Source organism: Imperialibacter roseus (assembly GCF_032999765.1).
In the GTDB taxonomy this organism is placed as follows: Bacteria; Bacteroidota; Bacteroidia; order Cytophagales; family Cyclobacteriaceae; genus Imperialibacter; species Imperialibacter roseus.
In genome coordinates this window covers 506,137-528,962 of the sequence record NZ_CP136051.1, presented here as the reverse complement: position 1 = coordinate 528,962, position 22,826 = coordinate 506,137, and the positions used below count along the sequence as shown (strand labels likewise).

At 48.2% G+C, this 22,826-nt stretch carries 18 protein-coding genes and 1 pseudogene; 14 read left to right on the top strand and 5 right to left on the bottom strand.

What is annotated here, in order from left to right; all coding sequences use genetic code 11:
• Nucleotides 1-29 precede the first annotated feature (29 nt).
• From RT717_RS02275 to RT717_RS02250, 6 genes are all read left to right on the top strand, one after another.
• A complete protein-coding gene (locus tag RT717_RS02275) occupies nt 30-1,976 on the top strand; it encodes a tetratricopeptide repeat protein (protein ID WP_317490125.1) in 1,947 nt (648 codons plus the stop codon).
• Nucleotides 1,954-2,655, top strand: coding sequence for a LytR/AlgR family response regulator transcription factor (locus RT717_RS02270; RefSeq protein ID WP_317490124.1), 702 nt, complete (start codon nt 1,954-1,956; stop codon nt 2,653-2,655). Before RT717_RS02275 ends, RT717_RS02270 begins: the two co-directional genes overlap by 23 nt.
• A 6-nt stretch (nt 2,656-2,661) precedes the next feature.
• Complete coding sequence (locus tag RT717_RS02265; protein ID WP_317490123.1) at nt 2,662-3,129, top strand: GNAT family N-acetyltransferase; 468 nt, start codon at nt 2,662-2,664, stop codon at nt 3,127-3,129.
• Between the two features lie 24 nt (nt 3,130-3,153).
• Nucleotides 3,154-4,518 carry a sulfatase family protein gene (locus tag RT717_RS02260; RefSeq protein WP_317490122.1) on the top strand — a complete coding sequence of 455 codons (1,365 nt, stop codon included), beginning with the start codon at nt 3,154-3,156 and terminating at the stop codon, nt 4,516-4,518.
• A gap of 350 nt (nt 4,519-4,868) precedes the next feature.
• Complete coding sequence (locus tag RT717_RS02255) at nt 4,869-5,243, top strand: iron chaperone (protein WP_317490121.1); 375 nt, start codon at nt 4,869-4,871, stop codon at nt 5,241-5,243.
• Between the two features lie 6 nt (nt 5,244-5,249).
• Nucleotides 5,250-5,636 carry an iron chaperone gene (locus tag RT717_RS02250; RefSeq protein WP_317490120.1) on the top strand — a complete coding sequence of 129 codons (387 nt, stop codon included), beginning with the start codon at nt 5,250-5,252 and terminating at the stop codon, nt 5,634-5,636.
• Between the two features lie 11 nt (nt 5,637-5,647).
• Here RT717_RS02250 and RT717_RS02245 read toward each other — a convergent pair whose 3' ends face one another.
• Nucleotides 5,648-5,854 (bottom strand): hypothetical protein, encoded by a 207-nt coding sequence (locus RT717_RS02245; RefSeq protein ID WP_317490119.1) that lies wholly within the window; start codon nt 5,852-5,854, stop codon nt 5,648-5,650.
• 144 nt (nt 5,855-5,998) lie between these two features.
• Here RT717_RS02245 and RT717_RS02240 point away from each other — a divergent pair, with 144 nt between their 5' ends.
• Entirely contained in the window at nt 5,999-7,114 is a 1,116-nt protein-coding gene (locus RT717_RS02240) for a Fic family protein (protein WP_317490118.1), read from the top strand.
• A 239-nt stretch (nt 7,115-7,353) separates the two neighbouring features.
• Nucleotides 7,354-10,215 (top strand): M16 family metallopeptidase, encoded by a 2,862-nt coding sequence (locus RT717_RS02235; protein ID WP_317490117.1) that lies wholly within the window; start codon nt 7,354-7,356, stop codon nt 10,213-10,215.
• Nucleotides 10,216-10,324: 109 nt separating this feature from the next.
• Here RT717_RS02235 and RT717_RS02230 read toward each other — a convergent pair whose 3' ends face one another.
• The 3 genes from RT717_RS02230 to RT717_RS02220 form a co-directional block, all read right to left on the bottom strand.
• Nucleotides 10,325-11,524 carry a PepSY-associated TM helix domain-containing protein gene (locus tag RT717_RS02230; RefSeq protein WP_317490116.1) on the bottom strand — a complete coding sequence of 400 codons (1,200 nt, stop codon included), beginning with the start codon at nt 11,522-11,524 and terminating at the stop codon, nt 10,325-10,327.
• Between the two features lie 64 nt (nt 11,525-11,588).
• Nucleotides 11,589-12,806 (bottom strand): DUF4374 domain-containing protein, encoded by a 1,218-nt coding sequence (locus RT717_RS02225; protein ID WP_317490115.1) that lies wholly within the window; start codon nt 12,804-12,806, stop codon nt 11,589-11,591.
• A 38-nt stretch (nt 12,807-12,844) separates the two neighbouring features.
• Nucleotides 12,845-15,232 (bottom strand): TonB-dependent receptor, encoded by a 2,388-nt coding sequence (locus tag RT717_RS02220; RefSeq protein ID WP_317490114.1) that lies wholly within the window; start codon nt 15,230-15,232, stop codon nt 12,845-12,847.
• Nucleotides 15,233-15,674: 442 nt separating this feature from the next.
• Here RT717_RS02220 and RT717_RS02215 point away from each other — a divergent pair, with 442 nt between their 5' ends.
• Both RT717_RS02215 and RT717_RS02210 read left to right on the top strand, forming a co-directional pair.
• Nucleotides 15,675-16,310: a hypothetical protein gene (locus RT717_RS02215; protein ID WP_317490113.1), complete on the top strand. Its 636-nt coding sequence runs from the start codon at nt 15,675-15,677 to the stop codon at nt 16,308-16,310.
• A 6-nt stretch (nt 16,311-16,316) separates the two neighbouring features.
• Nucleotides 16,317-16,871 carry a dihydrofolate reductase family protein gene (locus RT717_RS02210; protein WP_317490112.1) on the top strand — a complete coding sequence of 185 codons (555 nt, stop codon included), beginning with the start codon at nt 16,317-16,319 and terminating at the stop codon, nt 16,869-16,871.
• Between the two features lie 122 nt (nt 16,872-16,993).
• Here RT717_RS02210 and RT717_RS02205 read toward each other — a convergent pair whose 3' ends face one another.
• The gene (locus tag RT717_RS02205; RefSeq protein ID WP_317490111.1) at nt 16,994-18,427 is read right to left on the bottom strand and encodes an ATP-binding protein; all 1,434 of its coding nucleotides are present in this window, start codon (nt 18,425-18,427) and stop codon (nt 16,994-16,996) included.
• Nucleotides 18,428-18,745: 318 nt separating this feature from the next.
• Between RT717_RS02205 and RT717_RS02200 the strand changes: the two are divergent.
• The 4 genes and pseudogenes from RT717_RS02200 to RT717_RS02185 form a co-directional block, all read left to right on the top strand.
• A pseudogene (locus tag RT717_RS02200) lies at nt 18,746-18,889 on the top strand (type II toxin-antitoxin system RelE/ParE family toxin); the annotation flags it as partial.
• Nucleotides 18,889-19,206, top strand: coding sequence for a HigA family addiction module antitoxin (locus tag RT717_RS02195; RefSeq protein WP_317490110.1), 318 nt, complete (start codon nt 18,889-18,891; stop codon nt 19,204-19,206). The pseudogene RT717_RS02200 and the gene RT717_RS02195, both read left to right, overlap by 1 nt.
• A gap of 753 nt (nt 19,207-19,959) precedes the next feature.
• A complete protein-coding gene (locus RT717_RS02190; protein ID WP_317490109.1) occupies nt 19,960-21,219 on the top strand; it encodes a reverse transcriptase domain-containing protein in 1,260 nt (419 codons plus the stop codon).
• Between the two features lie 127 nt (nt 21,220-21,346).
• A complete protein-coding gene (locus RT717_RS02185) occupies nt 21,347-22,696 on the top strand; it encodes a DEAD/DEAH box helicase (protein ID WP_317490108.1) in 1,350 nt (449 codons plus the stop codon).
• The last annotated feature ends 130 nt before the right edge of the window (nt 22,697-22,826 follow it).

The window sequence follows — 22,826 nt, the reverse complement described above, 5'->3', positions numbered from 1 at the left end:
TACCTGCTATACGCATTATATTTCCCTCCGTGAAAAGAGGACTTGCAGTACTTTTTATGCTAATTCATTGGGCAATTCCAGAGAGCGTTGCCCAGGAATCGCTGCTCGATAGCCTGGCGGCCAGTCTCAAAATGGCGACCAGCAATAGCGATAAAATCAGGCTTCTGAACGCCCTGGCTTACGAGCTGTGCTATGTGAATGCCGACTCTGCCATTCGTCTATCAGAAGCTTCTCTCCAATTGGCTGTCAAGGAAAATGAACCCAAAGGCAAAGCCGATGCACTGAATAACCTCGGCATTGCCAACCACATCAGGGGCAATTTTCCCGTGGCGCTTAACCAATACTCCTCCAGCCTACTCCTCAGGCGAGAGCAAAATGACTCGGCAGGTGTGGCAGGTCTTCTCAACAATATGGCTTCCATTTACGCTGTGCAGGGCAACTACCCCGAAGCCCTCGAAAATTACCAGCAGTCATTGGAACTTAAATTGAAGCTTGGCAACGAAAAAGGCGCCGCCAACTCACTCAATAACATTGGTAACATCTACTACTACCAGAAAAACTACGACCTGTCGCTGCAATACTACGAGCGTGCCCTGGAGATCGAGAATAAAATGGGCAACACCATGGGGCAAGGGCGGTCGCTTGGCAATGTGGGGTTGGTATACCTGGAGACAGGGAAGCTGAACGAAGCCCTGCAGAACTACCTGCGGGCGTATCAAAAGATGGACTCTTTAAAGCTTGAGTGCCAGAAAATGTATCCTGCTAACGGACTCGGCCAAACCTACTATCAGCTCGGCAAACTCGAAGCGGCGCACAAATTTCTCGACGAAGCATACACAGAGGCTGTCGCCTGCAACGACCCGGTGATACTGTCTTCCAGTCTGGAGACTCTTGGTAAAATTAGTGTTGCCAACAAGCAATATACTCTGGCCGAACGACGGTTGAAGGAAAGCTACGACGTAGCCGAAGCCAACGACTTGAAAGTGCAGGTAAAAGATGCTTCGAAATCACTGTATGAATTTTATAAGTCAAGGGGCAACATTGATCAGGCGCTGAGTTTCCTCGAAATAAACAAATCAGTGACAGACAATCTGCTCAACGAAGACCTGACGGAACAACTCACCCGGATGGAGGTAAATTATCAGTTCAAAGACGAGAAAGACTCGCTGCAGTTTGCCAGAGAAAAGGAACTCCTCTCATATAACTCAGAGATCAAGCGCCGAGAACTTGTTCAAATGTCAACCTTCTTCGGACTTGGGCTGGCTTTTGTATTGCTATTCGTTATCTACCGGTTTTACAGAGTCAAGCAAAAGGCCAATGAGCAGCTCTCGGTAAAGAACGAAATCATTTCCCGCACGCTTCAGGAAAAAGAAATGGTGCTCAAGGAAATTCACCATCGGGTAAAAAACAACCTTCAAATCGTTTCCAGCCTTTTGAATATCCAATCGAAAATGGTGAAAGACGAAGCAGCAAAGCAGGCAATTCGTGACAGTCAGTCGAGGGTGCATTCCATGTCGCTGGTGCACCAAAACCTCTATTCAAGTGGTGAGGTGGGTGAAGTATCTGCCAACGAGTACCTGGAGCAGCTCATTCTGTCGGTTTGCAGGTCGTTTGATCCGGAAGGGAATCGCCAGCTCAACCTGCAATTGGAACCTGTGGCCTTACCTCCCGATATGGCCATGAACCTCGGCCTCATCAGCAACGAAATCATTACCAACGCATTCAAGCATGCGTTCCCAGCACCAGACAAAAAGGGCTCGGCGATTTCGGTATCTCTTGTTGCTGCAGCTGAGCATATTTCTCTCAGTATTTCCGACAATGGTGTTGGCCTCGAAAATCCCCAGCAGTCGTTTGGCATGCAATTGATCGAAGCACTTGTCCGCTCCATCAAAGGCACGTTGTCTGTCGATAGCACCAACGGCACCTGTTTCACCATCAAACTTTCCCAACCCTATGGCCAGACTGTTTATAGTTGAAGACGAACCCATCATTGCTTATGACCTCAGGCTGTGTGTCGAGCAGGCCGGTCACGAAATAGCCGGCATGGCTGAAACGGCCGCAGAAGCGCTTCCACAAATCGCAGCCACCTCGCCGGATCTGCTGCTACTCGACATCAATATAAAAGGATCCGAAGACGGCATTGCTCTGGCCAGGAAGGTTAATGCCCTCCTTCCTGTGCCATTCATTTTCATCACCTCTTACTACGATGCACAAACGCTGGAGCGGGTAAAGGGAGTAAATCCCGCAGCTTATATCGTGAAGCCATTTAAGGAAGAAGAGGTGCTCGCAAATATTCAGCTGGCACTAAAGAAAAACAGATCGGCATTAGCGGCCGGAACACCAGGAAAGCTCTTCGTTAGGGATGGTGGCATTCTGAAGCCCATCAAAGCGGAAGAAGTATTATTTGTCAGAGGCGAAAGCAATTACACCATCCTGCATATGGCGGGCAATAAGAAGTTTACGGTGAGCCACACACTCAAGAGTATTGAAGATAAGTTGCCTGCCTCGATTTTCTGCAGAGTGCACAAATCCTATCTGATCAACCTGGAATATATCGACCTGATAGAACATAGTGTGGCGAAAGTGGGCGGAGAAACGATACCCATTGGCAAAGCCTACAGAGCCGGTTTGTTCGAGAAAATGCAGATATTGTAATTGAGCATGTTTCAATTACAACGAACCACTTCTGAAAATCCAGACTTCGTCAAGCTTGTCAAGCAACTGGATGTGTACGTGACAGCCATGGACGGTGAAGACCATGCCTTTTATGCCCAATACAATCACATCGACAAGATCAGGCACGTAGTGGTGGCTTACGATGGAGAAACAGCTCTCGGCTGCGGCGCTATCAAAAAATTCGACGCCACCACTATGGAAGTCAAAAGAATGTACACTTCTCCTGAAGGCAGAGGGCGGGGAATTGCCTCTAAAATTCTCTACGAGTTAGAGCGATGGGCTACAGAGCTTTCCTGCGAATATTGTATTTTAGAAACCGGCAGGCAGTACGAAAATGCCATCCGGTTATACAAAAAAGCTGGCTACACGGTGATCGAAAACTATGGACAATATGCCAATATGGCCAGCAGCATCTGCTTTGCGAAGGAGCTACAGAAGCAACCGACAGCCTGACTTTACGCTAAAAACGATTCTCCCATGACGTCAAAAAACCTCCTAACCCTCCTCCTGATTTGCTTCTCTGGCTACGTGTATGGGCAAAAGTCCAGGCCCAACATCGTTTTCATTCTCACCGACGACCAACGCTGGGATGCCCTGGGCTATGCGGGTAACACAATCATTCAAACACCGGAAATGGACAAGCTGGCCCGTGAGGGTGTCTACTTCAAAAATGCCTTCGTCACCACCCCCATTTGCGCAGCCAGCCGGGCTACCATCATCACCGGACTGTACGAAAGGAAACACAAGTACACTTTCCAGCAGCCTCCGATCAACAATGAATTCACCGACAACAGTTATCCATCCGTGCTGAAAAGTGAGGGCTACTACAGCGGATTTTTGGGGAAAATGGGTGTCAATTTTGAAAACAAAAGAGACACGAGCCTTTTCGACGTATACAAGCCCGAACCCGTTGGGGCCTACTTCAGGCTGGTAGAAGAAGGCACCAGGCACAAACACACCACCGACGTGATCAGGGACAATGCCATCGATTTTATCGAAAATGCGCCAGAAGACAAGCCGTTCTGCCTTTCCATTAGCTTCCATGCGCCTCACGCCGACGATAGCTCGCCGCTGCAGTACTTCTGGCCCCAGGAGGTAGACAGCCTGTACAAAAATGTGACTATCCCAGGCCCGGCCATGGCCGACGACAACTATTTCATGAAGCTGCCGTTGCCTGTGCGAGAAGGCTTCAACCGAACCCGCTGGAACTGGCGGTTCGAAAGCCCGGAAAAATACCAGCAAATGGTAAAGGGCTACTACCGGATGATCACCGGGATAGACCGAGCCATCGCCAAAATACGAACAGCGCTGGAAGCAAAAGGAGTTGATAAAAACACAGTCATCATCCTCATGGGCGACAACGGCTACTTTCTCGGGGAACGCCAGCTCGCTGGCAAGTGGCTGATGTACGAACCGTCGCTGCGTGTGCCACTGATTATCTATCATCCGTCAGGCGTTGGTTCAAAAACGGTGGAAGACATGGCACTGAATGCCGACATTGCTCCCACTATCCTTGACTTTGCTCAGGCCAAAATTCCAGCGTCTTATCAGGGCATGAGCCTCACCGGTCACACCAAAAAAACGAAAATGGCTGTACCACGACGGGACGCCTTCCTGTGCGAACACCTCTGGGACTTTAAGCCTATCGCTGCCAGTGAGGGCATTCGAACCGAGAAATACAAGTACTTCAGGTACAGGGATATTCCAGATTCTGAAGAACTTTACGACCTTGTCAACGATCCATGGGAAACAAAAAACCTGGTACAAGACAAGGCATCGCAGAAGATACTGGCATCGCTTCGTAAGCAGTGCAATGAGGAAATTGAAAGTCTGTCCAAATGAAGAGGCGTCAAAAGACTACAAAAGTTTCGCTGGTTTAGCTGAGGAACACTGCGGCATGAGCCAGGCTGGCTGCCCAGCCTAAAGTTGACAATCCAAACTTTTGTAGTCTCTTGCAAACGGGAGCCGAACTCCTCTGAGATGGTGCCACCAGCTATCGCTGTGGGCACCACTGCCGCATGTCGTGCCCACAACGAAGGCCCTTGCCAAGTTGGTGGCACGACCATTAAATGACTAAAGGGCACTAGCGACCCTTGCCGCAAACCACCCCTCCAATTGCCGCTTCTGCACCGGAGGAATTTATAAGGATAAAGGTATTTTTGTTACGTCGGATACTACAAAAACATTAGGTAATGGGAGCAAAATTCAAATCAGTCGATGAGTATATCGGCACTTTTCCTGAGGAGGTGCAGTCAATTTTGACAGCCCTGAGGCAAACAATTAAACAAGCGGCACCCCAGGCAGAAGAGCTGATCAGTTACAACATGCCTGCTTTCAAACAAAATGGTTTTCTGGTATCATACGCCGCCTGGAAAAAGCATATCGGCATGTATCCGGTGCCAGCGGGTGACCAGGCCTTCCAAAAAGCCATAGCTCCCTTTACTACCGAAAAGTCGACGGCGCAATTTCCGCTAAACCAACCCATGCCACTGAAACTGATTGCGCAGCTGGTTGCATTCAGACTAAAGGAGAACAACCAAAGAGTCCAGTCTACCTCAAAAAAGTAAAACACCATGGAAGCAGCACCTTCTCACAAATTCAAAACTGTTGAAGAATACTTCGCCGCATTTCCTAAAAAAACACAGCAACTGATGGGAAGTCTGAGGGCAACGATCAAAAAAGCAGCCCCTCAGGCAATAGAGAAGATTAGCTACAACATGCCAGCCTTCATGCTTGAGGGCATGCTGGTGTATTACGCCGGCTACGATAAACACATCGGCTTTTACCCCACCCCTTCCGGTATTGAAGCTTTCAAAAAAGAACTGTCTGGCTACAAAGGCGCTAAAGGCTCGGTTCAGTTTCCCATCGATAAGACGCTGCCGCTAGACCTTATCGGCCAGATTGTAAAATTCAGGGTAGAGGAAAACCTGGATAAGGCCAGAGAGAAAAAGAAGAAATAGCATTTCGCAACTTATTTCACGTCGATCTTTTGTGGAGATGAGTAGTCCCGCAAGTCGTGCCCACAACGATGGCCTTTGCCAGGTTGGTGGCACGACTGGCTAGTGACCAGGCAGCGAAAGACTACAAAAGTTTCAGCTGTTTTACTGAAAAGAAAGATCGCATTAGCCAGGTTGGTCATACAGCCTCCTTCGGCCAATCCAAACTTTTGTAGTCTCATGCTAAACGGAGCCGAAACCCTCTTAGGTGGTGCCCACAGCGATAGCTGGTGGCACCACTGCGGCGATTAGCTCTCTTATTTACCGCATAATTTGCGGATATTATTTCTGAATGCGGAGAATAACAGGTATATTTACCGCATATTATGCGGAGATTAATACCATACATCTATCAGAAAACCAGCTGGCCAGCCTTTGAATGGAGGCAGGAACAGCTCACACCACTACTAGGCAGGGTGCGCCACTTGCAAGGGAAGCTGGTAGGCAAAATGGAATCGTTGGGGTTTGTGCTGCAAAATGAAGCGGTACTGGAAACGCTCACCCTCGACGTGCTGAAATCAACTGAAATAGAAGGCCAGATCCTGAATCCGCAGCAGGTGCGTTCTTCGGTGGCTCGTCGCTTAGGCATGGACATATCCGGACTCGTCCCCTCCGACAGGGATGTAGACGGTGTAGTCGATATGATGCTGGACGCCACCCAGCAATACAACGCCCCTTTGACAAAAGACAGGCTATTCGCCTGGCACAGCTCCCTGTTCCCAACCGGCAGAAGCGGCATGTACAAAGTGCTCGTGGGCAAGTGGCGAGACGATTCCACCGGCCCCATGCAGGTGGTATCAGGAGCACTGGGCAAGGAAAAAGTGCATTTTGAAGCACCACCGGCCAAGCACGTCGATGAAGAAATGGACAGGTTCCTGCTTTGGCTCAACGAAAACGACAGCAATGACCTGGTTGTGAAAGCCGCCATAGCCCACTTATGGTTCGTTACCATACACCCTTTTGAGGACGGCAACGGCAGAATAGCCAGGGCCATCGCCGATATGCTGCTGGCCAGGGCCGACGGCATGCCCCAAAGGTTTTACAGCATGTCGGCGCAGATAAGGAAGGAGCGAAAAGCTTATTACGACATACTTGAAAAAACCCAGCAGGGGGATGTGGATATCACCAGCTGGCTCGACTGGTTTTTAAACTGCCTGCTCAACTCGCTCAATGCATCGTACGATGTGTTGGATGCGGTGATGTTCAAGCATACCTTCTGGAACAAGAACGCACTTTTGTTAGGCAACGAGCGTCAGAAGCTCATGCTCGAAAAACTGATGGACGGCTTTGAAGGCAACCTCACCACCTCCAAGTGGGCGAAGATAACCGGGTGTTCCCCCGACACCGCCCTGAGAGACATACAGGATTTGGTAGCAAAACACATACTGACAAAAGCAGAAGGTGGTGGGAGAAGTACCTATTATCAGCTGGTTTCAAATTAAGGGATCGACAGAAGTGTGCAACACACCTCTGCCAGCCATCACATGGCACTATGGCCTCAAAGAATTACCTTCATACAGAAAAATATAAGCCGAAAGTCCAATAAAAGCCTGATTCAGGTTATTTTGCTTTCGAAACCCTATTAGAACCACAGTTTTGTACTAAATTATATCCGCAACACCACTTTTTCGTAATCAAACGTTAAAGACTCAATGCTACTTTTTAACTAATCTATGTTCGAATGAAAAAACTGCTACTTATCTGTCTTGCCATTTCGATGGCATTGACCTCCCAATCACAAACCAAGCTCATCGAAAAGGTGACAAAAACCGGTGATGAGCTGGTGATTCCTTATGAAAAATACGAACTGGCCAACGGCTTGACGTTGATCATTCACGAAGATCATTCCGACCCGCTGGTGCATGTCGACGTTACTTACCACGTGGGCTCTGCCAGGGAGGAGCTCAACAAATCTGGCTTTGCTCACTTTTTCGAACACATGATGTTCCAGGGATCGGATCATGTGGCCGATGAAGAACATTTCAAGATTGTTACAGAATCGGGCGGTACGCTAAATGGCACCACCAACCGTGATCGAACCAACTATTTCGAAACAGTGCCCAGCAACCAGCTGGAAACCATGCTGTGGCTGGAGGCTGACAGGATGGGCTTCTTCCTCGACGCTGTGACAACGAAAAAATTCGAAGTGCAGCGGGCGACTGTGAAGAACGAAAAAGGCCAGGGCGTGCTCAATGCTCCCTACGGTATGTGGAACGAAAAGACGATTGCCGCCGTGTATCCTTATGGGCACCCTTACTCGTGGTCGACCATCGGACTATTGGAGGATCTCGACAGGGCTAATCTGGAAGACCTGAAAAACTTCTTCCTGCGGTGGTATGGCCCTAACAACGCCTCCCTCACTGTGGGTGGCGATGTTGATCCGAAAAAGGTGATCACCCTTGTTGAAAAGTATTTTGGAAGTATTCCGAGAGGGCCGGAGGTAGCAAAAATGAAGCTGGACGCCCCGGTGATTCCCGCCGATCGCTACATTTCGCATGTCGACAACAACATCCGCTTCCCAGCACTGATGTTCACTTATCCTACCGTGCCCAATATGCACCCTGACGAAGCAGCGCTTGATTGCCTTTCAGAGATTTTGGGAACTGGGCAAAGCTCTTACTTCTTCAAAAAATTTGTATTGACCCAGAAAGCCATTCAGGCGTCGGTATTCCATCCGGCGGCAGAGCTTTCAGGCGAGTTTACCATGTTTGTGCTGCCCTACCCTGGGCAAACCCTGGCCGACTTCGAAACAGCAATGCGCCAGATACTGGACGAATTCGCCAAAAATGGTGTGAGCGAAGATGACCTGAAAAAATTCAAAGCCAACCAGGAGTCGAATACCATCAACGGGCTGGCCAGTGTGAGCGGCAAAGTATCACAGCTATCAAGATACCAGTACGCATTCGGCAACCCCAACCTGATCAAAAAAGACCTGCAGCGCTACCTCGACATCACAGCCGACGACGTGATGCGGGTGTTCAATAAGTATATATACAACAAGCCTGGCGTTATTCTCAGCTACCTGCCCAATGCAGAAACGGCCCCCGCCAAGCCTGACAATTTTGAGAAGCCAACAAGTGGCGTCAGCGCATTTCCAAAAACGGACTACACCGGCCTTAACTATAAAAAACCCACCAACGAGCCTTTCGACAGAAGCAAAAGACCCGTTTCCGGCCCGAGCCCGCTCGTAAAAGTGCCTGAGTTTTGGGAAACCAAATTCGACAACGGCATTAAGGTGATTGGCACAAAAAGCAATGAAATACCGACCGTGGCCATACAGCTGACGCTGGTAGGCGGCCACAAGTTCGATGCAGCCGACCCAAAGAAAAGCGGGCTTGCACAAATCACAGCTTCCATGATGGATGAGTCGACCCAAAACTACTCGGCCGAAGCCATGCAGGAAGAGCTGCGGAAGATTGGCAGCAGCATTAATATCTATGCCAACCGTACCTCGACGGTGGTGAGTATTAACACACTGAAGAAGAACCTCGACAAAACGCTACAGCTTGCGGAGGAAAAACTCCTGCGACCAGGCTTCCAGCAAATCGACTTTGACAGGGTGATCAAGCAACAAATGGAAGGCATAAAGGCCAGCCAGCAGGATCCATCAGCTATTGCCGGGCAGGTATTTGACAGGCTGCTGTATGGCGATGAGCATATTTATTCAGTGCCAACTTCTGGCATAGAAGAAACGGTGGCCAATATCACCCTCGACGACGTAAAAGCGTTCTACAACAAGTACTACTCGCCCAACCTGGGCGAGCTGGTAATTGTGGGGGATGTTGATCAGAAAGATATCTTGCCAAAACTGGGCTTCCTGAAAAGCTGGCCCAACAAAAAAGTGGCCATTCCAACGCTGCCTCCCGCTAAGCCTGGTGACAAAACCAAGATTTATCTGGTCGACAAGCCTAACGCACCTCAGTCACAAATCCGTGTGGGTTACATGACCGACCTGAAATACGATGCGACGGGTGATTATTTCAAGTCCTACCTGATGAACTATCCGCTTGGAGGCGCTTTCAACAGCCGCATCAACCTCAACCTAAGGGAAGACAAAGGCTGGACGTATGGTGCCGGCGCTTATTTCAGCTCTACCGAAGACCCGGGGCCCTATCAGGCCTATGCGGGGGTGTTGGCAACAGCTACCGACAGTGCCGTGGTGGAATTTATGAAAGAGATCACTGACTATCGGGAAAAAGGCATTACTGACGATGAGCTGGCCTTTATGAGAAATTCAGTTGGTCAGCGGGATGCAAGAAGTTATGAAACGCCGGGTCAGAAGGCGGGCTTCCTGCGGACGATCGCTCATTACAACCTCGATAAAAGCTATGTAGACCAGCAGACAAAAATCATCAATACGATTTCAAAAGACGAAATCAACAAACTGGCGAAGAAATACCTCGACGACGACAGTATTTATATCCTCGTTGTTGGCGATGGCGCCACCAATCGGGAAAAGCTGGAGCAGCTAGGCTATGAAGTGGTGGAGCTTGATGCCAAAGGGGATGTTATTGACAAAAATTCGATCAAAGTAGATAAATAGCAGACATCAAAAATACCTGAAAAGAAAGGCCATCTGACGATGGCCTTTCTTTTTCCTTTGAACCCAACCGTTTGCAAACTCTTCATTTTTTTGCTTGGTCGTGTATTGGCTAAGGCCGAATCTTTTCCCGCTTTTTTGATTTCTTCTTTTTGTTCAACCACACCATAAACCCGGTGACTGGCAAGCTCGCACAAATCAAACTGACAAAGAAAGCCAGTATTTTTCCGGGCAAACCCAATGCCACCCCCACGTGCATATCGTAGTTCAGCATGGCCAGCTGATCGGCAAAGCCTGCCTCCACAAACCTGTCTCCCCGGGTGCGGTAAGGCTCCAGTGTGTATCGGTCATAAAAATAAGTATTGTGGTTATAGAATGCCCCATCATCCTGATAGGCAATTAGCTCAATCGCATCGTCTTCATCGCTGAGGATAGGTGTCATATACCACCCCTGTGCATCAGGCTCCAGCGCCACGGCTTTGTACCAGGCTCGATCTAATGGTGAAATGCTATCATTATGTTGTACGAGGCCAGCCTTCGATACATCGGAGTGAGGGTGACTGTGCTCGGGTCGGCTCTCTCCTCCCGATGTCACATAATAGAGTCCATCGGCAAACCACTCAAAGCTGTACACCAGGCCTGTGATGCCCAGCACCAGTGCCAATATCAGGCTATAGAAACCCACCACATTGTGCAAATCATAGTTAACCCGCTTAAAACTGGCGTTCCATCTTATCGTAAGCCCCTTTTTCATTTCTGCCTTCTTTCTGTTTTTAGGCCACCACATGACCAGACCAGTCACGAGCAAAACCAGAAAGACCAAAGTGGCAACGCCAACAATCGGTCGGCCAATCTCATAGGGCAGCCAGAGTGCACGGTGCCCATCGATGATGAAACGAAAAAAATCAAACTGCCCGCTACCAATGGTCTGCTGCTTCCGGAGAAACCCAGCGGTATACGGATTCATAAAAACGACCGTAAAGCTGCGTTTCCCTTCTTCAAAAGAGGAAAAACCAACCGCTGCAGCACCCTTCCGGGTGGCATAAGTCAAGCCGGTAGCCTTCGCACCAGGCATATAAGCTTGAGCCGTGTCGAGCAGCTGACTGGGAGGAGCATAAGGTTGATCCTGCGCCTCTACAAAACGCCATGGTTCCAGTGCATCTTTTATGTCTTGCTGAAAAACATAGATGCACCCGGTAAGGCTCACCACTAAAACAATGACTCCGGAAGTCAGCCCCAGCCAGAGGTGCAGCCAATCGTTAAGCCGCCTGATGGCACTTTTGTTTTTAGCCTTCCTTTTTTTGTTTTTCATCGACAGTCAAGATCAGCAACAACCTCCGGCCTGCCCACCAGGCCGGAGGTTGGCAGTTCAAATATTATAGCTTGAAGAATCCAGCGACGAAGTTTGCTTCTACCTCTGCACCTTTGGTTGCGGTGAAGTTTTTCACATCCATTTTGTACACGAAAATGCCCGTAGCCTCAGGAACGCACATATACACGAAGTCGCCGTCGTGCACTGCTGCCAGTCGGCGACCCTGCCCTGCATGCTCAGGCACTCCGCTGATGTAGGTGACGGTTTTGGCGTAAAGATCGATCACCGCCGACCGCAAAGGGCCGTCAGACCATCTTGCCTGATCGGCACGGTCAGCCATATTGATTTCGGCAAAAGCCTTGCCATCGCCAAGGTACATGAGGTGGGCAGTGGTTTTGCCGCCAGTCAGCTCCTCAATGTCGAGAAAATACTCCTCGTCGAAGGCTGTGGCTCCACTCTCAATTTTAAGAATACCAGCACTCTTTGTAGTTTGGCTATAGCCATTGGCAGGATTGGAATGCGACAAGGCGTACACATCTCCTTTTTCGTCTTTGATCAAGCCCGCCTTTACATTGAAGCCACCAATAGGCCCTACCCTGGAGTCGGTCATTATTTTCTGAAATTCGAAGGCTGGATAAGAATACACAGCTACTTCAGCTTGCTCAGTAGAAGGGGTGTTGTAGGTAGTGGGGTCGCTCACATAGTACGCCAGGTACAGATAATCACCACTGATTCTCATGCCCCCATAGGCAGCAGAATACTCAGACACCAGGTCAGACACAGGACGTGATACGGTTGATTTGACAGCGACCGAATTGATGTCAATGGTATGGAACTTTACCTGATCAGAAGTTGCCGAAAGCTCCAGGGCCACCAGCGTATTATCGTCCGCTTTGATGATGTCCGACAGACTATTAACAAAGGAAATATCGCCAACCTGCTCCAGAGAGCCATCTTCATTTTTCGAGATACCCACCACATTCACATCGTCGAGGCCACCAATGCTGTAAATGGTGCTGCCGATTTGGGTAAAGTCGTAGTAGCCCGGCTGCTCAATGCCCTGGCCTACTGCCGAAAGTGAGCCTGTCATCACATCACTGAAAGGCACGGAATAGTAAGTGAATCCATTGTCGCTGCCCTGAATCGCCAGCGATACCACAAACGGACTCTCTGTTTCTTCCGGTTCGGGATCGTCCGACCCACCGCATCCTGTGAAGAAAATGGCCGCACTTAAGATCAGTGCCGGCATAGCCCATGGCTTGAATTGATTTTTAGAAAACATATCCTTCTGTTTTGACTATTTGTGTTTGTTGAAATTGATTAAAGTGTATACCTGAGCTTCAGGTAGAATGCCCTTCCCGGTTTCTGCAAATAGTATTTGTCGTACAGCCTGGCATTGGCCAGGTTCCTGCATTCCAGCGAAATATTGTATTTGCTCTCTCTGAGGCTTAGAGACAGCTCCACGTCGTGGGAAGCCTGCTGCGGAATGACTTTCTTGGTGTCTCTGGAGCCCAGCTCAGCCCAGCTTAAGAAATACTTCTGAACGAAATTGAAATAGTAATTCGCATTCAAAGAAGACCCTTTGCCCGCTACGTTTTGAAACGTTAAGCCTGCAAAGGCATGTCCGAAAAAATAAGGGGTGTTGGGCAGCCGGTATCCCTTTTGGAAATTCCTTTGGTAGCCTGTGTTGGTGTAAGATTCATTGTACACCGAATCGGCCTGGTCGGTAATGTCCTGAAAGGTGACATTTCCACCCACCCTCAACAACTTTTTCCACTGGTAGCTCACACTGCCTTCCATACCCACCACCTTCGTTTGGGCCAGGTTCTCGTAATACGTTTCCGGGCTCGCCACTCTCACCACCTGGTATATCAGATCCTTCGACTCCCGATAAACAAAGCTGCTCTCGAGCGTGAGTTGGTTGTGGCGCTTGAGTGTGAACTGGTAGGCCGCTCCCAGGTTCAGGTTGTCGCTCTGCTCTGGCCCCAGGTCGGGGTTGGGCTGCACAAACAGACCATCTCCAAAAATCTCAGTTGCCCAGGGCATGCGGTAGGTGTGTTCGTAGGAAACTTTCATCTGAAGTTTGGGCAATAAGAAATAAGTACTGGCCAGTCCATAACCCAGGTTTTGTTTTCTACTTTCAGTAGCCTCCGTCCGCTGGGTCGGCAGCCCAAAGTCGAACTGCTTACTCGTGGCAGCTTTCAGCAGGTAAAACTTGCCAAACACGGTGGTGCTCCACTTTTCGCTGGCGTCGAATTTGTAAGCCAGTCCCATCACCTGCTTGTTGATGGCCTTAGGAAACCGATTTTCGATTCTGTCAGGGTTTTCTCTGTCAAACACCTCTCTTTCGAAGTGAGAAAAAGAATGGTTAAAGGCCAGTGAATGTTGGGTATTGATGATATAACCGGCGTTGACCTGACTGTTGAACTCACCGTCGGTCAGCGTGGTAAAAGTCCGTGACAACTCGCCATCGTTGGAATTGGGAGTATAGGTGGTGTCGCCCAGCCAATTGTAAGTTACTCCTCTCAAAGTGTCAATCACCTGGCTTTTTGTCGCATTAAAAGCGCTATTCAAGCTTAGGTTAAATCCTTTTACCAGCAGGTTTTCCTTGTTGTATTTCAGCGAGGGAATAACCGATTGGCTGTTTCTCAAGATCCCTCCATACACGCTGTTCATCGTGGCGCCCGTCTGCACTTCCTTGTCGTTGCCCGATACCATCAGCCCCAGCAGCAGGTTGTCGGCATAGGGCTTATTGACGACCCCAGCTTCCAGCTTCACCACACCCGAGCGGTACTGGTCGTGGAACCTTCTCACATTAGCCGAATCCACAATGTTGTTCCCCTCCTTTACCGGCACCCACACCCGGTAGCTGTTGTCGGAGTAGTTGACATTGGCATTTGCCCTTACGGTAAATCCATTTTGTGGGTGCGTATAAGCGCCATTCAGCGACACCAAATGCGTATTGAACGACCCCAGAGAATAGGAAGCATCAATAAAGTTGTGGCGCTTGTTCGATACAATGTTCACTGCACCACCAAGGGCATCGGTACCCAGCCACACCGGCACCACGCCTTTGTAAACCTCTATGCGCTCTATGGTGTTGACGGGAATATTGTTGAGGCTGAGTGACGACCCATAGTTGTCCATAGGGATGCCGTCCAGGAAGAACTTCACCTGATCACCGGAAAAGCCGTTGAGCGTAAAGCTCAGGTTGGAGCCAACGCCGCCGTCTTCCCTGGCCCTCACACCAGGCACACGGTTGAGCACCTCTTTGGCATTGGAAGTGCTGTTGTATAAATTTTTCGTATTTATTACCGACACGGCATAGGGCAGCTCACGAACCTCGGTGCTTTCCGATTTGCCCACTATTTCCAAATTGTCAAGCTCATAGCTGGCCTCCTCAAGCGTGATATCAATCCTCAAACGTTGACCAGCCGCCAATCTCACCTCTTTCTCAAACCCCTCAAACCCCAGCAGATGAGCCTGAAGCACATAAGATCCGGCTGCAATGTGGGCGATTTCGAAACTGCCACCCACACTTGTCACAGTTCCCGTGGTGGTACCTTTCAATAACACACTGGCTCCTGCCATCTCTTCACCCGACGCAGAGGTGACCTTCCCTGTGATGGTGGCATGACCTTCGAAAGCCTGGCCCCACACGGCCTGTGTGCAACAAGCTAACATCCATACAAGTACCAGTCTCGTCATCCTTTATTTGTCTTATTATTATTTAGACTTATTACAAATAATAGCAAATGTAGGAGACAAACCCGAAACACGAAAATGATAGGAACTAATTGTCGGAATTATTTTCCTTGTTCACGATTTGCAGAAAATGGAGCGTTTCAATGGTCTTTGGCTGGCAAAAAGGGAAATGTGGTGATTACCGTAAATTAAACCACAGCTTGAAAAACATTCCAATACTGGCATTGGTGTTCTTTTACATGTACTTGTATGCTTCGCCGCACATTAACTTGTCTGCATTTCTATTTCTTCCTGACAGCGTCGGTGTCTTCACCAGTCACTGCGCTGGTTAGATTTTGCAAGAAAAATGAACCCCGAGCGCAAAGAATGTTTATTTTAGTTACATGAAAGCCACCTGTCGGACGAACCGTTAGCATTGGCATTTTTGCAACTTACCCGCTATGTCATGAAAGCTGTAAAGTATTTTTTCTCTGCCGCCTGTTATCTTTTGTTGACTTCCGCTATCGCACAGCCTAAGAGCTTCAAACTCAGTAACCCTGACGCCATCATGCTCAACGATCAGGCTTTAGCTACTTTGACCGGTGGCTACTGGAGGGTATTTGAAGATGCCACCGAGAACAAAGGCCACACACTTCCCTCGCCAATGAATGTTTCGCTGAGCTATTATCCCAACGGAAAGTTTTTCTACAATGGATCCTTCGGCAGCTGGAAAGTGATCGACGACAAGTATATCGAGCATACGTTTGACGACAAGGCCGATCAGGACAAGCTTAACTTTGGGGGAATATTTTCGCTGACTGAACTGAGCAGTACCTCACTCACGCTCACCAAGCTCCTCACAACCAAGCATGACATGAAGCGGACGCTGCAAGCGAAGTCCTCCACAGTTTTGACTAAGTCACGCCAGCTGAGCAATGGCCTTCCCTATATGTACGAGGGCAAACTTGACCAAGCAACCGTCGATTCGCTCAGCATGATGAGTGCTGAAGAGCTTTTTAATGCTGGCTTTACCCTTAGCAGCAACAGTATTCATATTTTCTCCACAGACTCCATTTATGTGATACGGCTAAAGGTCAAATAGAAAGAAATGAGCTCCACCCCGTCCAAAGTCACCCTACACATGGTCTCCAGCCTCGACGGCTTTATTGCCAGAAAGGACAACGACGTGTCGTGGATTGAAACGCCTGATACGTATGAAAGGGGTATCGACCTAACTGACGAACAAATCACAACCTTTCTCGAGGGCATCGACTGCTATGTAATGGGTGCTAAAACCTATGAACATGCCCTGGCACTGGGCTGGCCCTACGGAAATAAGCCGGTAATAGTCCTCACCAGGCGACCGCTGAAGTCCGCCAGGGTGAATGTCTCTTTTTATAAAGGCAACCTTGAAAAGCTGGTCACTGATCGGCTGAAGCCCGCCTACAAAAACATCTGGGTGGTAGGTGGCGCTGTCATAGCCCGGGACTTGCTTCGGGCCAGACTAGTTGACGAAATCATCGTTACAGTAAAGTCGATGCTATTGGGAGAAGGGCTCTTGTTTTTTGACTACATAGGCGTGGAGCAGCCCCTGCACCTCAAGGACGTCACTGCTTACAAGAATGGCATGGTGGAGCTGTGGTACGAGGTGAAGAGAAATTAACATGCACCCGCTCTTCGGAATTTGAAATTCCGAAGGTCTATCATAGGGTCTGTGACCCGACCAAAACACCCCAACCAGGTTGGAATCTCGTCGTAGCCCTTCAAATCCAAGAGCGCTCGATTTTACCCGCCCTTCATTTTCAAAGTATTCTTGCCAACGGTATAAGCATAAGTGGCTGCCGGAAAATAGTGCAAACTGACTCCCTCAAGCTCTTTGCTTCCTTCCTTATCGATGGTGGTCACCAGCACATGTTTCAGACCATTTTCGGCACTGAACTTCAGCAAACTTTTTAACGCTCTGGGCTTTTCGAAGTACCTGTTCGACCACTTCACCTCCAGCGCCCACAGCGGCTCAAACTTAGCCTCCGACAGAGCAACCAAATCCACTTCCCCATTTTGCCACCTGGCATACCACGGAGTGAACCAGTCACGGTGCATCCATTGGGCATAGATCGCCGTTTCCACCATGTTGCCAATCATATCGTCGGTGGCGGACATAGGCGAGAACAAAGCCGCCCGAAGGGATGGGTTGGTGAGGTACATCTTAAAAAAGTTATCCCGCTGAAACCGCTTGGCATCCTGCCCTACTCTTCTGACCGTCTTGATCAAAAACGCAGACTCCAAATACTCGACATAGGTCTTGATCGTCTGCTTCTTCACGCCTCCCGATTCTTTACTCAGCGTCTCCAGCGAAAACTCGTTGCCAGTATTGTACGCAATGGTGGTAAACAGCGAGTTCAACTCCTGCACATCCCGAATGCCATACAAACTTGGCAAATCCCTCAGCAGCACCTTGTCGATCACATCCTGCCTGATAAACCGCCCCGGGTTGGCCTGAATCTTCTCCGAAAAAATGACTTCCGGGTAGCCTCCAAAATTCATGTAGTCAATAAAATGTTTATTGAGCTCCTCAATATGGGTGGTAGAATAGAAGTCGATATCAGCCCCCCGCCAGGCTACCTTTGAAGGCCTGATTAAATTTTCCAGCCCTTTCAAATGGATGTACTCGTTGAAGGTGAGCGGCGGAAGCAGGAAATCCGTGAACCGGCCCGCCCCGCTTTCCAAGCTCTTGTACTTTAACGCCGCTGCCGCTGAACCCGACGCTATGAATTTGCATGTCCGGTAGCTGTCAACCAGCGACTTGAGGTGAACCTCCCAGTTTTTCAGGTATTGAACCTCGTCGAAGAACACATAAAGACCAGACAGCTCTTCCTGGCCAGCTGCCGTCATGGCGTATTGCAGCATTTGCTCCAGCCCTACATTCAGATAAACAGGGCTTTCCACCGTAATAAAGATGATCTTATTGGCGGGAACACCTGAAGCAATCAAATCCTGCACGGTATGATACAGCATGACTGTTTTGCCCACCCGCCGTGGCCCCATCAATATCAGGGCCCTGCGCACCTCCGTTTCGTAGGCCAGCGTTTTGAACAGGCCGAAATACAGCCTCCTGGGCATCTCGTTATAGAAATCCTCGATCGCCCCGGTGACCCACCACGGGTTCTCAAACTTGAGGCGTTCTATGATTTGCTTCTCCGATACAGACTGTAAAGTCATACTATTTTCTTAATTTTAATTAAATAAGAATGTTATAATCGTCTTATTTACAATAATAATCATAAATAAGGTGATTTTTGAATATTTCAATACTTAAAAATAGAAAAAGGGGCAGGCAAGCTCATTGGCAGAACCGAAGTCCAATCGCAGGGTCTGTGAAGCGGATAAAAAACACTTTCTTTTTCATTAGCGCCCAGATGACTATCTATATAGTAGTGTCAGGAATTACAACCATGGAAAAGGATTAATTGGTATATTGATTGAATAATGCGCTACCAGCGCAGATCTCAGCAGCCCTCGTTGCAAACGAGAGCTATGGGGATACCTCCTTCCAACAGGCTGGAGAAACTTAGCGGCAATTTAAAAGACTACTACAGTATCAGGATAAACGACCAATGGCGGATCATTTTTAATTGGGCAGATGGAAACGCCACATTGGTTGAAATTATAGACTATCACTAATGATGGACACAACAGAAAAACTACCCAATATTCACCCCGGAGAGGTGCTGGCAGAAGAGTTTCTGTCGCCTTTGGGCATTAGTGCCTATAAACTCTCCAAAGACATTCAGGTGCCTCAAAACTGGATCAGTGAGATCCTGAAAGGAAACCGGCGAATTACCGCAAATACAGCTTTGCGATTGAGCCGGTACTTTGGCACCACCGCCAAGTTTTGGCTCGGTCTGCAGGACTACTATGACCTGGAGGAAGAGACGGCGAATATTTCAGGTGAATTGCAGTCTATCAAACAAGCGTCAACGACTGAAGGCTCCTTATAGTGCCCACTTTTAGTCCTCTTTAGGGTTTGTAATTCCGAAGGCCTATCTTAGGGTTTGCGACCCGGAATAAAACACCTTAATCCGATTTCATTTAAGCTTCTACGGAGGCTGATTGAAACCATTCCACTCAGACATAATGGCAGACTTAACCATCTGGCATAAAGATTGTCACTGGTGACATAAGTTCTTTGACTTACTTGGATTAGACTTTAGGCGAACTCTAACACCTAAGGTCAGGATTGCCCTAGAACAACTTTGGTGTAATAGGTTCCGAACGGCTCTAGTCATTTGGTTCTATTTCTCGATAAGATGTTCTGTGCAGATCTCGTTTGATGCCAGTGTGTATGACAGCACATTGCCAAGGGAAACGTTGGTATCAAGCCATTTATTTGGTGAGGAGTGCAAGCAATTAGTCGATTTTTCAAAAAAACTTGCGAAAGTGAGGAAAAAACCTAGATTTGAATAACATGGATAAACCGTACTATTTCGAACTGGACACAAGTCGACAATCCAAAAAACTGTAGTCCAAAACGCCCAAGAGATTTCGCTTGAACTTCAAGTCAAGCCAGCGTTAGACTTTAGGCGAACTCTAACACCTAAGGTCAGGATTGCCCTAGAACAACTTTGGTGTAATAGGTTCCGAACGGCTCTAGTCATTTGGTTCTATTTCTCGATAAGATGTTCTGTTCCTATATTGTAAAGAGCTGTCATACGGACGCAACCATGTCTTTCTTAGGCCTTTGCAACACAGATATGAAACAAACTCTGCTTGACCAAATAGCTAGTAAACACAATCTACTAAATGCGTGGGGCAAACTCAACAAACTTAACAAGTCCTCCCATGGCTTATCTGGAGAGACAATTCGTACTTTTTCAGACAACATTGAAGACAAAATTTCTTCTATTTCAAAAAAGCTTCTTTCAGGCAAATACTACTTTTCAAAAACAAGAGCTGTTGCAATTCCCAAATCAAATGGAAAAGTGAGGCCGTTACAGGTACCTGAAGTATCAGATCGCCTAGTAATAAAATCTATAGCAATCGAACTAGAGAATATATTCACACCACTACTGAAAACCAGTAGTGGAATTAGTTTCGCATACCAAAAGAATACCGGAATTCGGGATGCCATTGAACGAATAAAGGAAATACACAACGCTGGCAATAATTATGTCTTAGAGGCTGATATAATTGACTTTTATGGCTCTGTAAATAAAGACTCCCTATTAAAGCTTCAAATATTACCCCAACTTCCTGATGATTCTATCAATGATTTAATTATGTCTTCCCTCAGTCAAGAGGTTGGAGGATTAGAATTGATTAAAAAGGAAGATCGAAAATACTTCGAAAACCTTAATTCTGGAATTCCTCAGGGAAATGCACTTTCTCCATTGTTTTCGAATATATATCTGTCTCCCTTTGATCTTGAAATGAGTGCTAAAGGCTATGCCCTCGTCAGATATGCAGATGATTTTGTGGTACTTTGCGACAATCAGGACAAATGCCAACAATCATATATTGATTGTCAAGTAATACTCAAAAAATTGAATCTGGAAATTCATCCGATAGATGATAAAACAAAAACAAAAATCATCAACCTGTCTGGTGAGTACTTTACATTTCTATCGATTACATACGACGGCAAACAATTCTACCCTTCACGTGAAAATGTTGACCGTTTAAAAAGCAAGATTAGGGATATCTGCAATGGAAAAATTCAGTATACAGTTCTTTCACTATTAGAAAAAATTTACAATGTTTTCGATGGCTGGGTTTCGGCATACTTTTACACAAGTATTGATCGATATAAAAAGGAAATTGATTATTACTTAAGTAGACAGCTATACCTCGCTCTCAGAAAGTTTAACTGGCGATTTACCAAAACAGCCATTGGTAAAGTTCCTAGGAACTTCAGAAATAAAGGAGAAAGCGGCGACTGTCTGTCAACCGCTCAGAGAAAAAATTCAGGAATTCCTTTGTTAATGGAGCTCGTGCGTTCCAAAAGAGGGGAATGAACACCCCTCTTCTGGAATTACAATCCAGAAGCTCTATCATAAGGTCTCCGCCCCAATCCCTTCCCCCATTTTTTTACCTCGCCAATACTCCCGACTTTTGCAGTTCGTTTGATAAGTCGCACAACCCATGAATTCCTTCAGAGAACTCAACCTGTCCAATCCCCTCCTCAATGCCCTCGATGACCTGGGCTTTGCCCGGCCTACTCCGATTCAGGAAGAGGCCTTTCCCGTCGTCCTCTCCGGTAAAAATGTGGTGGGCATTGCACAAACCGGTACGGGCAAAACCCTGGCCTATATGCTGCCGTTGCTGAGGGAGCTGAAGTTTTCGAAACAGGTGCATCCCCGCATCTTAATCCTCGTGCCCACCAGGGAGCTGGTGCTGCAGGTGGTGGAGCAGGTAAACACCTACGCCAAATACATGAACGTGCGGGTGATGGGTGTATACGGCGGCACCAATATCAAAACCCAGGCGCTGGCAGTAGCCCAGGGTATGGACATCCTGGTGGCCACCCCCGGCCGCATCTACGACCTGGCCATCAGCAAGGCAGTGCAGCTCAAAGAAATCAAAAAGCTGGTAATCGACGAAGTGGACGTGATGCTCGACCTGGGCTTCCGTTTTCAGCTTACCAACCTGTTTGAGCTCATCCCCGAACGGCGCCAAAACATCATGTTTTCCGCCACTATGACCGACGAAGTGGAGGAGCTCATCAACGACAGCTTCATTGCTCCGGTCAAAATATCTATTGCCATCAGCGGTGCCCGCCTCGAAACCATCGAGCAAACAGCCTACCGGGTGCCCAACTTCCACACCAAGGCCAACCTGCTGAGTCACCTGCTGCGGGACAAAGACACCTTCCAGAAAGTGCTGGTGTTCGTTACCGGCAAAAAGAACGCAGACCTCCTCTACGACCTGCTGGAAGACCCCTACGCACCGGAAATGGGCATCATCCACACCGATAAGTCGCAGAACAACCGGATCAAGGCCATTGAGGACTTCGACAGCGGAAAAAACCGCATCCTTATCGCCACCGACGTCATGGCACGTGGGTTGGACCTGGCCACCGTGAGCCATGTGGTGAGCTTTGACACGCCCAATTTCCCCGAAAACTATATCCACCGTATTGGCCGTACCGGCCGGATGGAAGAAAAAGGCAACGCCATCCTTTTCTTCACCGACAGAGAGGAAGAGTACAAGCTGGCCATTGAGGTGCTGATGCTGCATGAGATACCGCTACTGGAAATGCCGGAAGGCATTGAAATTTCGCACCAGCTGTTGCCCGAAGAAAGGGCCAAAAGCGGCGACAACAAGAACCCACACCGGAATGCCAAGAAAGACCTGGCCGGGCCGAGCTTTCACGAAAAGATAGCCAAGAACAAGAAGGTGAACCTGGGCGGCTCTTACAAAAGGGAGATCGTGCTGAAATACACGAAGCCGAAGACCAGGGGCGATAAATTTAAAAATAATAAGAAGAAGTAGGTGGCGGCTGTTTGTCTTCAACCCTCCAAGGGTTTGTCTTGTGAAGAAAATAGCAGGTCATATCTGGTGCGACTATATGAAAGAGAACCCTTGGAGGGTTTCATGATAGAACTTTTGACTGTTTTTGCTA